Origin of the sequence: Neisseria sp., assembly GCF_041804105.1 — a bacterium.
Taxonomy (GTDB): domain Bacteria; phylum Pseudomonadota; class Gammaproteobacteria; order Burkholderiales; family Neisseriaceae; genus Neisseria.
On sequence record NZ_JBHCJY010000032.1, the window covers coordinates 14,664 to 27,225 of the forward strand.

Below are 12,562 nucleotides of genomic sequence, written 5' to 3' on the forward strand. Positions count from 1 at the left end.
ATAAAACCGTCAGGCCGTCTGAACATGTTTTCAGACGGCCTGACGGTTTGAAGTTTGAAAAAGATGGCGGGGCATGTTTGCGGAAAATCGTTGTGTCCCGTTTCCCGTTGTTCCCGGTTTCAGACGGCATGCGGTATGCCGTCTGAACGCAGTCGGGAATCAGAGCGTAAACGTGGCGCGTTCGCTGTTCAGCGCGGTGCCCAGTTCGGTTTCGATAAGCTGTTTGGTTTTGACGCAGATTTCGTCCGTGCCGAACGCCAGTCCTACGCCTTTGGGGCGCGTGGCGGAAGTGCGGGCAGGGTTAATCCAGGCAACGGTGGTGCGCAGGAAGACTTTCGGGTGGTTGGTGATTTCGACTTGCAGCAGCACTTCGTCGCCGATGGAAAAGATGTCGTCGGTCGGCACAAACAGGCCGCCGTGTTCGAAAAAGCCCATATAGCAGTTGTAGAGCATGGCGCGTTCTTTGAGCTGCACGGCCATCATTTTTCCCGGTAAGTCGAGTGCGTTCATTTTTTTCCCTTGCTGGCGGATTTGTAAAAATTGAGATAGTCAATCAGGAGATATTCGAGCTGCATTTTAACACTTAAGGTATGGTATCCGTAAGGGTTTAGCGCATTCAGACGGCCTGTCAGTGCGAACAATGCGGCCGCATCGCTGCGGGCGGCGGTTTTTGCCAAGCTTTCCGCGTATTCGGGGTAATACAGCGGCGGCATTTTTTGTTGCGCCAAACCCACATCTGTCAGCCATTTCTGCATCCAGCCGATGAAAACGGCCAAAGGCTGTTTGAGTTTGTCGAACGCGGCGGCGTAATCGAGGATGGCCAGCAGGCGCGGTTCGGAAAGCAGGTCGAGCAGTTCGCCGCGCATTTCGTCGAGTTCGGGCGCAGGCTCGAACAGCGGTGCGCCGCCGTGGAAGGCGAGCAGGTTTTCCGCGTCGTCCGTTCCCTGCTGTTGCAGGTATTGCAGCGCGGCTTCGCGGGACGGGGCGGGCAGCACCATCTGGCGGCAGCGGCTTTTGATGGTGGGCAGCAGCTTGTCGCGCGCATGGGTTACGAGCAGGAACACCACGCCTTCGGGCGGTTCTTCCAAGGCTTTGAGCAGGCCGTTGGCCGCCTGAACGTTCATGCTTTCGGCGGGGTGCACCAGCACCACGCGCCGCCCGCCGCGCACGGACGTGAGCTGGATGTTGCCGATGACGTCGCGCACGGCGTCGATTTTAATCTGCAGCAGTTTGCGTCCGACCGCTTCGCCTTCGGGCAGCTCGGGGGTGAGTTCGTAAAAATCGGGGTGGCTGTTTTGCGAAAACAGGTGGCACGAGGGGCAAACGCCGCACGGTTCGCGGTTTTCAGACGGCCTTTCGCACAGCAATGCCTGCCCGACATGGCGGGCAAACGCGGTTTTGCCGGTGTTCTCACGGCCGGTAAACAGCCATGCGTTGGGCTGGTTCTGCCAGTAGGCGGCGAGCTGCCGCCATTGTGATTGGTGCCACGGATAAATCATGCTATTTGGTCGGAAGGCTTGGGTTTTCGGAATGCGCATTATACAGCCTAAGGCCGTCTGAAAGGGTTTCAGACGGCCTTAGGCGGTTTGCTCAACCGCGTTTCAGATAATGTTTCAAATCCTGTAAAAACTGCGGTTCCCGTTTTACCAGCCACGCAATCAGCGGCAAATTGCCCAAGGCGACAATCAGGTAGAGCAGGGTGATGCTGTCGAACAGAAGCAGCAAAACCGCGCTCAGGACGGCGGCGGAAACCATAAAGATGCCGTTGACGATGTTGTTGGCGGCGACGGCATGGGCGCGGAACGTTTCGCTCGAGGCCGTCTGAAGCCAGGTGTAGAGCGGTACGGAAAAGAAACCGCCGAAGAAGCCGATGGCAATCATGGCGATCATCACGGGATAGGCGTTGGCCTGCGTGAGAAACCATCCCGCGCCCTGCAAGCCGGTAAAACGCTGGCCGTGGGTCAGCCATACGAGCAGCAGGCCGCTGACGCTCAGGCCGAGCGTGCCGACCGAAACCAGGCCCAGATGCAGGCGTTCGTGGCTGATTTTGGCGCACAGTACCGAGCCTGCGGCGATGCCGACCGAAAACAGCGCGAGCATCAGGTTGAAGACGCTGTCGTTGCCGCCGAGATGGATTTGCGTGAACGTAGGCAGTTGGGTGGTGTACACGGAGCCGACGAACCAAAACCACGAAATGCCGATGATGGCGGTGAATACTTCGCGTTGGGAAACGGTTTCGCACAGCAGGGTTTTCGTGCCTTTGACGATGTTGGCTTCCAGCTTGGTGCCGGGGGCTTTGGCGGCGACGGGGGGCATGAACAGGCTGGAAAGCGTGCCGAGCGCGGCTACGGCCATGACCATCATGCCGACGGTGTGCGGCGGCAGCCCTGCAATGGACGTACCGAGAATCTGTCCGAACAAAATGGCGAGAAACGTACCCGATTCAATCAGGCTGTTGCCCATAATCAGCTCTTTTTCGTTGAGATAATCGGGCAGGACGGCGTATTTCAAAGGGCCGAACAGCGTGGACTGCGCGCCCATGCAGAACAGGCAGAACAACAGCAGCGGCGCGGATTGGATGTAAAAACCATAGGCCGCCAGCAGCATGACGGCGATTTCGAGAACCTTAATCCAGCGTGCCAGTACGGCTTTGTCGAATTTGTTGCTGAGTTGGCCGGAAAAGGCGGAAAACAGGAAATAGGGCAGGATGAACAGCAGTGCGCCCACGTTGAGCATCTGCTCGGCGGGAATGACGCTGTTTTCCCCCAAACCGTGAAAACTGATCATCACGAACAGCGCGGTTTTGAAAAGATTGTCGTTGAACGCGCCAAGAAACTGCGTGCCGAACAGCGGCGCAAAGCGGCGGCTGGTGGCGAAATTCAGGTTATCGTACTGTTTCATCTTCGTTTTTTTCTTTATTGCCGTTTTTGCCGGCATGAAGGTGTTCGGTGGAGTCGTCGTCCATCAGAATGCGGTGCGCAGGGCCTTCGAGGTCGTCAAACTGCCCGCTCTTGCCCGACCACCAGAAAAAATAACCGATGATGACCGCCAGAATGATGCTGATGGGTATCAGGATAAACATGCTTTCCATGATTTATACCGCTCCGGTTAAGTCGTTTAAAATAAAGGTTTTCCCGCCGACGGTCAGAAACTCCGCACGGATGCTGCCGAACGGCTTGAGGCCGTCTGAAAGCTCGACTTTGTCTTTGACGGCAGCCCAAAACAGCGGCGTATCCGTACCTTCGTAGGGTTGTAACACCGCCGCTTCGGGCGGCAGGATGCCGTTTTCGCTTTGCAGTTTGACCGCCAGACGGCCGCGCTGCGGCGCGGATTCGGATTCGTCGTCGGGCAGCATAATCAGAAAGCCGGTGTGGATGCCGTTTTGGGTGTGGATGCTGAAATAGTGCATTGGGGGTGTCCGTAAATTGCGGGGCAGAAGCGGGCGTTTTTCAGACGGCCTTGCCGTTTCGTGGCGGATTCCGGAAAGGTCGGGTGCGTCCGGATCCGGCAGATAAATCAGGCAGGTTAATGTAACAGTTTGTCCTGCCCCGTGCCAAGCGGAAAATCTGCCGCACACTGCCGCACAAGCGGCGGAAATTTGCTAGAATGCGCCACTGTAACCCCGTTAACCTTCCGCCGGCCGGCAGGCCGTCTGAAAAACCTTCAGGAGCATAGAATGACCCAACAACTGATTCTCGTATTGAACTGCGGCAGCTCGTCGCTCAAGGGCGCGGTACTCGACAACGACAGCGGCGAAGTGCTGCTGAGCTGTCTGGCCGAAAAACTCAATCTGCCCGATGCCTACATCACGTTCAAATACAACGGCGAAAAACACAAAGTCGAATTGGCCGCCCACCCCGACCACACCGGCGCGGTCGAAACGCTGATGGCCGAAATGAAAACCCGCGGCCTCGACACCCGCGTCGGCGCCGTCGGCCACCGCGTCGTCAGCGGCGGCGAACTGTACAGCGATTCCATCCTGATTACCGACGAAGTAGTGGCGGGCATCGAAAAATGTATTCCGCTCGCGCCCCTGCACAACCCGGCCAACCTGCTCGGCATCCGCGCCGCGCAGGCCATCTTCAAAGGACTACCCAATGTGGCCGTGTTCGACACCGCGTTCCATCAAACCCTGCCCGCGCATGCCTACACCTATGCCGTGCCGCGCGAACTCTACCGCAAATACGGCCTGCGCCGCTACGGTTTCCACGGCACCAGCTACCGCTACGTTGCCGACGAAGCCGCCCGTTTCCTCGGCAAAGACAAAAACAGCCTGCGCATGGTCATCGCCCATCTCGGCAACGGCGCGTCGATTGCCGCAGTCGCAGGCGGCAAATGTCAGGATACCAGCATGGGGCTGACCCCGCTCGAAGGCTTGGTGATGGGTACGCGTTCCGGCGACATCGACCCCAGCGTGTTCTCGTTCCTTGCCGAAAACACCGGCATGAACATCACCCAAATCACCGACATGCTCAACAAAAAATCCGGCCTGCTCGGTATTTCCGAACTTTCCAATGACTGCCGTACCATTGAAGAAGAAGCGGAAAAAGGCCACGAAGGTGCTGTGTTGGCACTGGAAATCTTCTCCTACCGTTTAGCCAAATACGCCGCATCCATGGCCGTTGCCGCAGGCGGCATCGACGCGCTCGTGTTTACAGGCGGTATCGGCGAAAACTCCGACCTTATCCGCAGCAAAGTGTTGGGCTACCTCGGTTTCCTCGGTCTGACCGAAGACAAAGAAGCCAACAGCGCCGCCCGTTTCGGTAATGCAGGCGTGATTACCGCCGCCGACAGTCGCGCCTTGGCCGTTGTGATTCCGACCAACGAAGAGCTGATGATTGCACACGACACCGCGCGCCTGAGCGGTTTGCAGTAACGGATTGCCGTTGTCGAACACCAAGCCCTGCCGGATAACGGCAGGGTTTTTTTGACGGCAGGCAGGGCAACTTTCCGCCGTATTGCCGCACCGCTTTGGATGCGGGATTTTTTCGGTTTGGCAGGAAACTTGGTTTGCAGGCAGAGTGTAAACATACAGCCCATCCGGACGGGTTTGCCGAAGTGCAGGTACAGGCCGTCTGAAAAAAGTGTTCAGACGGCCTTTGCGGATTGGGTTGCGTTGGGATGGGCAAGGTTGGGTATGGAACAAGGTGTCCGCTGCAACCCGTCAGGAATCCGTGGTGGAGAACGGGAAACTTTTGATTCAATCGATTATGGCGTTTTAGGCATGGATTTCCGCCTGCACGGGCATGGCGGCGCAGATGTTGCCGACGGGATGGTTTTCGGGCATGGCGGTTGCAGGGAGAAGCAGAAGACGATTCAGCCGTTTCGAAAAATACGGCGTATCCGGGTGGTTTTGACCGAATGAAACACAGGCCGTCTGAAAATTTTTCAGACGGCCTGTGTTTGCTGGGCGGTGTTTTTTCGGATGAAAAAACGTTACCCGCCGAATATCATCGTGCCGATGCCCGCGTCGGTAAAGATTTCCAGCAGCAGCGCGTTGGGCAAACGGCCATCGATGATGTGGGTGGCTTTCACGCCGTTGCTGGCGGCTTCGAGGGCGGAGCTGATTTTGGGCAGCATGCCGCCGTAGAGCGTGCCGTCGGCGATGAGTTCGTTGACGCGGCCGAGTGCGAGATGGGTAATGAGTTTGCCTTCTTTGTCGAGCACGCCGGGGATGTTGGTCATCATCAGCAGTTTTTCCGCGCCGAGTGCTTCGGCGAGTTTGCCGGCGACCAAATCGGCGTTGATGTTGAACGCTTCGCCGCTGCTGCCGACGCCGATGGGGGCGACGACGGGGATGCGGCCGTTGGCAATCAGTTCCCGCACGAGCGAGGTGTCGATGCCGTCGACTTCGCCAACCTGGCCGATGTCGACGCCGCTTTGTTCGGGCGTGTCCACCAGCAGTTTTTTGGCTTTGATGAAATGCCCGTCGCGGCCGGTAATGCCCACGGCTTCGCCGCCTTGTTGGTTGATGAGCGAAACGATTTCTTTGTTGACGTGGCCGCCGAGTACCATTTCGACGATGTCCATGGTTTCGCCGTCGGTAACGCGCATGCCTTGCACGAACACGCCTTCTTTGCCGACTTTGGCGAGCATTTCGTTAATCTGCGGGCCGCCGCCGTGTACGACGACGGGGTTGAGGCCGACGAGTTTCATCAGGGCAACGTCTTTGGCGAAACCTTCTTTGAGATGCTGTTCGGTCATGGCGTTGCCGCCGTATTTGATGACGATGGTGGCACCGGCGAAATGTCGGATGTAGGGCAGGGCTTCGGAGAGAATGGCGGCTTTTTCGGCGGCACTGATGTGTCGGATGTCGTTCATGGGCTTTTCCGTGGGCGGGTTTCAGACGGCCTCTGCATCGCGGCAGGGCCGTCTGAAAACAGAGTGTTTGCAGGTTAAAATTCCGATTGTGCGGGGCATGCCGCTGTACGGCGCACCGTTTTTTCAGGCGGAAATTCCGGCGGGAAACGCTTGTCTGCTTCAATATCCGTCAAACCGAACACAATCCGTGCAGGCGGCAAAAATCGGGCGGCATTTCCCGAAAAGGCTTTTCAGACGGCCTTCAGGCCGCTGTAAAAAGATTACGGCCTGAATGTTAAATCATGATGCCGTCTGAAACAAGGCGGGCAAAGCCGTTTTATCATCCGCGCCAAATGCTTTAAAATAGCCTTTTGCCCGTATCCGCCACAGGACTTGCCATGCTGAAAATCACCGCCAATTTCGACGCCGGTTCGGTTGTCGTCAACGATGCGGCCGACCCCGCCGCCATCCGTCTGTCGCTGCGTCCCGACAACGCATCCGGATTCAAACAATGGTTTTATTTCCGCCTGCAGGGTGCGGCATACCAAAACTGCGTGATGACGTTCGACAACGCCGCCGAATCCGCCTACCCCGAAGGCTGGGAAGACTACGCCGCCGTCGCTTCCTACGACCGCCGCAACTGGTTCCGCGTGCCGTCTTCCTACGAAAACGGCGTGTTTTCCATCAACCACACGCCCTTGGCCAACAGCATCTACTACGCCTATTTCGAGCCGTATTCCCACGAACAGCACCTTCAGCTTTTGGGCGACGCGCAGGGAAGCGGACTGTGTCAGATTGACGATTTGGGCAGCACCGTCGAAGGCCGCGACATCAATCTGCTGACCATCGGCAACCAAGCCGAAAGCGATCTGAAAATTTGGGTGATTGCCCGTCAGCATCCGGGCGAAACCATGGCCGAATGGTTCGTCGAAGGGCTGCTCGGCCGCCTGCTCGACCCGCAAGACCCCACCGCCCGCGCATTGCTCGACCGCGCCACGTTCTACATCGTGCCGAATATGAACCCCGACGGCTCCGTGCTCGGCAACCTGCGTACCAACGCAGCGGGCGCCAACCTCAACCGCGAATGGGAAACCCCCACCGTCGAAAAAAGCCCCGAAGTGTATTTCGTGCGCGAAAAAATGCTGGAAACCGGCGTCGACCTGTTTTTAGACATTCACGGCGACGAATCCATCCCGTTCGTCTTTATGGCCGGCACAGAAGGCGTACCGGCTTACAACCCCCGTACTGCCGCACTCGAAACCGCGTTCAAACACGCATTTGCCACCGCCAGCCCCGATTTCCAAGACGAACACGGCTATCCCAAAGATGCGCCCGGCCAAGCCAATATGACCATGGCCACAGCTTGGGTGGGCAACCGTTTCGACTGTCTGGCCTTCACGCTGGAAATGCCGTTCAAAGACAACCACAACCTGCCCGACGACGATTTCGGCTGGAACGGCCAACGTTCGTTGCGATTGGGCGAATCCGTGCTTTCCGCGATCTGGGCAGTGTCGGCGGATTTGAAGAAATAAGCGCGGTCAAGCGGCAGGGGCATACCTGTGCCATGGCTGGAAAAATAAAGGCCGTCTGAAAATGATCCGGCTGCCGGACAGTTTGTACGGTTGCGCTGTTTGCAGCGTTTAACCGTGGCTGTGCTGTTTACGTATTTTCAGACGGCCATACGGCATACCATCCCAAACATCTAACAGAAACCAAAAAAGGCAAACCTTTCCACATGATTATCCATCCCCAATTCAACCCTATCGCACTCGACCTTGGTATTGTCGCCATCCGCTGGTACGCGCTGAGCTACATTGTCGGCTTCATCTTCTTTATCTGGCTCGGCCGCCGCCGCATTGCTCAAGGAAACATCGTGTTTACCAAAGACATGCTCGACGATTTCCTGACTTGGGGCATCATCGGTGTGATTCTCGGCGGGCGTTTCGGCTATATTCTGTTTTACAAATTGGAAGACTATCTTGCCAATCCGATAGATATATTCAAGGTTTGGGAAGGTGGGATGTCGTTTCACGGCGGTTTTCTCGGCGTGGTGGTTGCGATGTGGTTGTTCGGCCGCAAACACAAAATCGGTTTCTGGCGCGTGGCGGATTTCGTTGCGCCGTTGGTGCCGCTGGGCTTGGCTTCGGGGCGCATTGGCAACTTCATCAACGGCGAATTGTGGGGGCGCGTTACCGACATCAATGCGTTTTGGGCGATGGGTTTCCCGCAGGCGAAAGCCGAGGATTTTCAGGCGGCGGCATACAATCCGCAATGGTCGGCATGGCTGTCGCAGTACGGCGTGCTGCCGCGCCATCCGTCGCAGCTTTACCAGTTTGCGCTCGAGGGCATCTGCCTGTTTGTGCTGGTGTGGCTGTTTTCCAAAAAACCGCGTCCTGTCGGCCAGACCGCCGCGCTGTTTCTCGGCGGTTACGGCTTTTTCCGCTTCATCGCGGAATACGCCCGCCAGCCCGACGATTATCTGGGACTGCTGACTTTGGGGCTGTCGATGGGACAATGGTTGAGCGTGCCGATGATTGTGGCCGGAGCGGCCGGTTTTGTTTATTTCGGCAAACGCAACCAGCCTGCCTGAGCATCGGTTGAGATCGGCAAACGGCCAAGGCCGTCTGAATATCTTTTTCAGACGGCCTCAGCCGGAATCCGAAGGCCGTCTGAAATTTTTACACACACCGTTAACATCCGAACCATGCAACTTATCGACTCCCACTGCCATCTGAATTTCGACGGCCTGCACAACCGTTTGCCCGAAGTGTTCGCCAATATGGCCGCAAACGATGTGAAGCAGGCCCTGGCCATCAGCGTCAGCCGCAAAAGTTTTGCCGAAGTGCTGGCCATTGCCGAAGCGCACAGCCACATTTTCGCCACCGTCGGCATCCATCCCGACGACCCTGAAACGGAGGAATTCAGTACGGAAGAACTCGTACAACATGCGCAGCATCCGAAAGTTGTCGGCATCGGTGAAACGGGGCTGGATTATTACTGGTGCAAAGGCGATTTGGCTTGGCAGCACAAACGTTTTGCCGACCATATCGCAGCCGCCAACCAAAGCGGCTTGCCGTTGGTCGTGCACACCCGCGAAGCGGCCGCCGACACCGTTCGGATGCTGAAGGAACACCGCGCCCACGCAGGTGTGATTCACTGTTTCACCGAAAACACGGACACTGCCAAAGCCGCGCTGGATTTGGGTTTCTACATTTCCTTTTCGGGCATCGTTACCTTCAAAAACGCCGCCGACATCCAAGCCGCCGCGAAATATGTGCCCGCCGACCGCATTTTGGTGGAAACCGATGCGCCGTTTCTCGCACCCGTACCCAAACGCGGCAAGCCCAACGAGCCGGCCTATGTGCGCCACACCGCCGAATTCGTGGCGCAACTGCGCGGTGTGGCGGTGGAGGAAATCGCAGCGGTAACGACGGAAAATTTCTACCGCTTGTTCAACAAAGTACCGCGCCTGCAAGAGGCCGTCTGAAAACCGTTATCCGCCATTCAGGTGCGGTAATCCGATTTGAATCGGTTGCTGTTTCACAGGCTTCAGGCCGTCTGAAAACTGTTTTCAGACGGCCTTTAAAAGGAATATCATGAATAAAATCAAACTCATCGCAGGCTTGGGCAATCCGGGCGGCGAATACGAACACACCCGCCACAATGCGGGCTTTTGGTTTCTCGACGAACTGGCGTGGCAGTGGAAGGCCGTGTTTAAGGAAGAAAAAAAATTCTTCGGCGAAGTGGCGCGGGCGGCACGGCCGGAAGGCGACGTGTGGCTGGTCAAGCCCAATACCTTTATGAACCGCAGCGGGCAGGCCGTGGCCGCACTCGCGCAGTTTTACAAAATCAAGCCCGAAGAAATTCTGGTGGTGCACGACGAACTCGACATTCCCTGCGGCCGCATCCGCTTCAAACTCGGCGGCGGCAACGGCGGCCACAACGGTTTGAAAGACATCCAAGCCCGACTGGGTACGCCCGGTTTCTACCGTCTGCGGCTGGGCATCGGCCATCCGGGCGACCGCAATCTGGTGGTGGGGTATGTGCTGAACAAGCCGTCTGCCGAAGACCGGCAGGCCATTGATGGCGCGGTGGCCAAATCGTTGCAGGGGCTGCCGAAAATCATGGCGGGGGAGTGGGAAGATGCGGTGCGGTTTCTGCACAGCGGATAAGGTGGTGCGGTCTTTTGAACGGTGTTTGGGCAATCCATTCCAAGCAGGATGGTTTGGTTGTCGAAATGACGGTGTCTGTGCGGTGGTAAAATTAAGGCATCATTCGGATATGGCCATTATTTTGGGTTGTGGAGATATTCCGTTGATAACGGATTCGCCTTCATTACTGTCGCCATTCCTGCGCAGGCGGGAATCCGGAAAGCTGCTGAAAAATCTTGTTCCTGAACATGACAAGCCTGAATTTCCGCCTGCGCGGGAATGACGACAGTTTGAAGAAATCCGTTTTACCTGTATGCGAACAATTCAATATCCAAACACAGCCTGTTCAGATTTACCCGCACGCAGGCCGTCTGAAACAGAAAACACAAGGCCGTCTGAAACATCGTTTTCAGACGGCCTTGGTGCGTGTATTGGGAACACGGGCAGCTATTCGGCAATCACCGCGCCTTCTTCGTCCCATTCGGTGCGTTTGACCATTTGGTCGTTGAGATACACCGTTTCGGATTTTTTCGCGCCGCTGTCGTACCAATCCAGCACGATGCCGCTTTTGCGCCCTTGGTTGATGGTCAGCTCGGAGAGCAGGCGGCCTTCGTCGTTCCAGCTGATGATGCCCGTGGGACGGTCGTTCTGCATGGTCATCTCGGTTTTCGGGCTGCCGTCGGCATACCACTGTTTCCAATGGCCGTTGGCCTTGTTTTGTTTGAACTGGATTTCGCTTTCTTTGTTGCCGTTGCGGTAATAGCGCGAACCGGTGCCTTCGCTTTGGCCGTTGACATAAGGCATGACGGCGGATTTTTTGCCGTTGGGATACCAGTTGGTCCAATCGCCGTGCGGCCTGCCGTTGCGGTATGCGCCGACCATTTTTTTCTGGCCGTTGAAATGCCACAGCGTGAGCGTGCCGTTGTCGAGCACGGGTACGAACGTTTTAATCCGCGCCGCATTGAGCCGGTAAGGGTCGGAATATTTCTTCATCGACGGGTAATAGAAATCCTGCACTTTGGCAATGCCGGCATCGACCTGATACTGGCGCACATATGCCGCCGCCGGCATGGTGGCGGTGATTTTGCCGTGCTGGGTAAAGTACACGGTGTGCATCTGCGCGACAGCCAGCGCGCTGAGCGACGATAAGGAAAAAACGGACACGGCCGTTGCGGTTTGGAATGGGCTCATGGTGTTTACCCTTGTGCAGGGCGGGTTTGTTGGAACGTTTTTGATCGGCGTATTTTTCATACCGGCCGCCGCATCCGAAAAAGCGGTACGGCGGCATGTGTGTTTGACGGAATTTATATACGCCTAAATGCCGCCGTCTGCCACCATAAACTGCCGTACGGTTTGAAAAAAGGCGGAGCGGCGCTGTTTTATCACTTTTATTAGACACCAAACCCGTATGGCTGTTTCGTTGGCATATAGAAAAATTTTATTAAAAATATCTTTTTGGAAAATGAAATTGGAAAATATGGTTTGAACGTTTTTTAATGTGAAATATTACTTTGCGGTTTGACCGCTGGTTTGAGGCCGTCTGAAAAAATATAATCCGCTTCTCACATTACCGTAGATCAAGGATATCGAACCATGAAAACCGTCTTCCACCCTGCCGCTTCGCGCGGTTTTGCCGACCACGGCTGGCTTAAAAGCAGGCACACATTCAGTTTTGCCGATTACCGCGACCCCGAACGCATGAATTTCGGCGTGTTGCGCGTGATTAACGACGACTCCGTCGAAGGCGGTATGGGTTTCGGCACTCATCCGCACCGAGATATGGAAATCATCAGCATCCCGCTCGAAGGCGATTTGGCGCACCGCGACAGCATGGGCAACGGCAGTGTTATCCGTCAGGGCGATATTCAGGTAATGTCGGCGGGCACGGGCATTACCCACAGCGAAATGAACGCCAATTCCGACCGTGCCGTAAAATTCCTGCAAATCTGGGTGTTCCCGCGCAAACAGGGTGTATAGCAAATAAACTTATTTATCGATACACACCTGAAACAGCCAATCCACATCCGTAATTCGCAGCCGATTCCTAACACCTTTAATCCAAGCCCACTTTTTCTCTATCTGATTCAGATCGGGGCTATAAGGTGGAAGCC

15 protein-coding genes are annotated in these 12,562 nt (G+C 56.2%); 8 read left to right on the forward strand and 7 right to left on the reverse strand.

The window, feature by feature from the left end; genetic code table 11:
• Positions 1–159 precede the first annotated feature (159 nt).
• From ACEYDX_RS03225 to ACEYDX_RS03245, 5 genes are all read right to left on the reverse strand, one after another.
• The gene (locus ACEYDX_RS03225) at positions 160–510 is read right to left on the reverse strand and encodes a PilZ domain-containing protein (protein WP_373740597.1); all 351 of its coding nucleotides are present in this window, start codon (positions 508–510) and stop codon (positions 160–162) included.
• Positions 507–1,499: a DNA polymerase III subunit delta' gene (locus tag ACEYDX_RS03230; RefSeq protein WP_373740611.1), complete on the reverse strand. Its 993-nt coding sequence runs from the start codon at positions 1,497–1,499 to the stop codon at positions 507–509. Before ACEYDX_RS03230 ends, ACEYDX_RS03225 begins: the two co-directional genes overlap by 4 nt.
• A 91-nt stretch (positions 1,500–1,590) precedes the next feature.
• Positions 1,591–2,901, reverse strand: coding sequence for an MFS transporter (locus ACEYDX_RS03235; protein ID WP_373740598.1), 1,311 nt, complete (start codon positions 2,899–2,901; stop codon positions 1,591–1,593).
• Positions 2,885–3,091 (reverse strand): cbb3-type cytochrome oxidase assembly protein CcoS, encoded by a 207-nt coding sequence (ccoS, locus tag ACEYDX_RS03240; RefSeq protein WP_373740599.1) that lies wholly within the window; start codon positions 3,089–3,091, stop codon positions 2,885–2,887. Before ccoS ends, ACEYDX_RS03235 begins: the two co-directional genes overlap by 17 nt.
• A 3-nt stretch (positions 3,092–3,094) precedes the next feature.
• Complete coding sequence (locus tag ACEYDX_RS03245; protein WP_373740600.1) at positions 3,095–3,409, reverse strand: hypothetical protein; 315 nt, start codon at positions 3,407–3,409, stop codon at positions 3,095–3,097.
• A gap of 267 nt (positions 3,410–3,676) precedes the next feature.
• Here ACEYDX_RS03245 and ACEYDX_RS03250 point away from each other — a divergent pair, with 267 nt between their 5' ends.
• Both ACEYDX_RS03250 and ACEYDX_RS03255 read left to right on the forward strand, forming a co-directional pair.
• A complete protein-coding gene (locus ACEYDX_RS03250) occupies positions 3,677–4,876 on the forward strand; it encodes an acetate kinase (RefSeq protein ID WP_373740601.1) in 1,200 nt (399 codons plus the stop codon).
• A gap of 261 nt (positions 4,877–5,137) precedes the next feature.
• The gene (locus tag ACEYDX_RS03255) at positions 5,138–5,365 is read left to right on the forward strand and encodes a hypothetical protein (RefSeq protein ID WP_373740602.1); all 228 of its coding nucleotides are present in this window, start codon (positions 5,138–5,140) and stop codon (positions 5,363–5,365) included.
• 71 nt (positions 5,366–5,436) lie between these two features.
• Here ACEYDX_RS03255 and argB read toward each other — a convergent pair whose 3' ends face one another.
• Positions 5,437–6,321, reverse strand: coding sequence for an acetylglutamate kinase (argB, locus tag ACEYDX_RS03260; protein WP_373740603.1), 885 nt, complete (start codon positions 6,319–6,321; stop codon positions 5,437–5,439).
• 377 nt (positions 6,322–6,698) lie between these two features.
• On the opposite strand from argB, the gene ACEYDX_RS03265 reads away from it, so the two are divergent.
• From ACEYDX_RS03265 to ACEYDX_RS03285, 5 genes are all read left to right on the forward strand, one after another.
• Positions 6,699–7,832, forward strand: coding sequence for a M14-type cytosolic carboxypeptidase (locus ACEYDX_RS03265; protein WP_373740604.1), 1,134 nt, complete (start codon positions 6,699–6,701; stop codon positions 7,830–7,832).
• Between the two features lie 203 nt (positions 7,833–8,035).
• On the forward strand, positions 8,036–8,890 hold the full coding sequence (gene lgt / locus ACEYDX_RS03270; protein ID WP_373740605.1) for a prolipoprotein diacylglyceryl transferase: 855 nt from the start codon (positions 8,036–8,038) through the stop codon (positions 8,888–8,890).
• A 114-nt stretch (positions 8,891–9,004) separates the two neighbouring features.
• Positions 9,005–9,787 (forward strand): TatD family hydrolase, encoded by a 783-nt coding sequence (locus ACEYDX_RS03275; RefSeq protein ID WP_373740606.1) that lies wholly within the window; start codon positions 9,005–9,007, stop codon positions 9,785–9,787.
• Positions 9,788–9,893: 106 nt separating this feature from the next.
• The gene (gene pth, locus ACEYDX_RS03280; RefSeq protein WP_373740612.1) at positions 9,894–10,472 is read left to right on the forward strand and encodes an aminoacyl-tRNA hydrolase; all 579 of its coding nucleotides are present in this window, start codon (positions 9,894–9,896) and stop codon (positions 10,470–10,472) included.
• Positions 10,473–10,581: 109 nt separating this feature from the next.
• Complete coding sequence (locus tag ACEYDX_RS03285) at positions 10,582–10,734, forward strand: hypothetical protein (protein ID WP_373740607.1); 153 nt, start codon at positions 10,582–10,584, stop codon at positions 10,732–10,734.
• A gap of 164 nt (positions 10,735–10,898) precedes the next feature.
• On the opposite strand, the gene ACEYDX_RS03290 is transcribed toward ACEYDX_RS03285, so the two are convergent.
• Complete coding sequence (locus tag ACEYDX_RS03290; protein WP_373740608.1) at positions 10,899–11,642, reverse strand: toxin-antitoxin system YwqK family antitoxin; 744 nt, start codon at positions 11,640–11,642, stop codon at positions 10,899–10,901.
• Positions 11,643–12,044: 402 nt separating this feature from the next.
• On the opposite strand from ACEYDX_RS03290, the gene ACEYDX_RS03295 reads away from it, so the two are divergent.
• Positions 12,045–12,428, forward strand: coding sequence for a pirin family protein (locus ACEYDX_RS03295; RefSeq protein WP_373740609.1), 384 nt, complete (start codon positions 12,045–12,047; stop codon positions 12,426–12,428).
• The last annotated feature ends 134 nt before the right edge of the window (positions 12,429–12,562 follow it).

Coding starts and splice junctions, on each gene's coding strand:
- ACEYDX_RS03230 (WP_373740611.1), bottom strand. CDS start 1,499: ATGATTTATCCGTGGCACCAATCACAATGGCGGCAGCTCGCCGCCTAC.
- ACEYDX_RS03290 (WP_373740608.1), bottom strand. CDS start 11,642: ATGAGCCCATTCCAAACCGCAACGGCCGTGTCCGTTTTTTCCTTATCG.
- ACEYDX_RS03265 (WP_373740604.1), top strand. CDS start 6,699: ATGCTGAAAATCACCGCCAATTTCGACGCCGGTTCGGTTGTCGTCAAC.
- ACEYDX_RS03295 (WP_373740609.1), top strand. CDS start 12,045: ATGAAAACCGTCTTCCACCCTGCCGCTTCGCGCGGTTTTGCCGACCAC.
- ACEYDX_RS03285 (WP_373740607.1), top strand. CDS start 10,582: ATGGCCATTATTTTGGGTTGTGGAGATATTCCGTTGATAACGGATTCG.
- argB (WP_373740603.1), bottom strand. CDS start 6,321: ATGAACGACATCCGACACATCAGTGCCGCCGAAAAAGCCGCCATTCTC.
- ACEYDX_RS03235 (WP_373740598.1), bottom strand. CDS start 2,901: ATGAAACAGTACGATAACCTGAATTTCGCCACCAGCCGCCGCTTTGCG.
- ACEYDX_RS03250 (WP_373740601.1), top strand. CDS start 3,677: ATGACCCAACAACTGATTCTCGTATTGAACTGCGGCAGCTCGTCGCTC.
- ACEYDX_RS03275 (WP_373740606.1), top strand. CDS start 9,005: ATGCAACTTATCGACTCCCACTGCCATCTGAATTTCGACGGCCTGCAC.
- lgt (WP_373740605.1), top strand. CDS start 8,036: ATGATTATCCATCCCCAATTCAACCCTATCGCACTCGACCTTGGTATT.
- ccoS (WP_373740599.1), bottom strand. CDS start 3,091: ATGGAAAGCATGTTTATCCTGATACCCATCAGCATCATTCTGGCGGTC.
- ACEYDX_RS03255 (WP_373740602.1), top strand. CDS start 5,138: ATGGAACAAGGTGTCCGCTGCAACCCGTCAGGAATCCGTGGTGGAGAA.
- ACEYDX_RS03245 (WP_373740600.1), bottom strand. CDS start 3,409: ATGCACTATTTCAGCATCCACACCCAAAACGGCATCCACACCGGCTTT.
- ACEYDX_RS03225 (WP_373740597.1), bottom strand. CDS start 510: ATGAACGCACTCGACTTACCGGGAAAAATGATGGCCGTGCAGCTCAAA.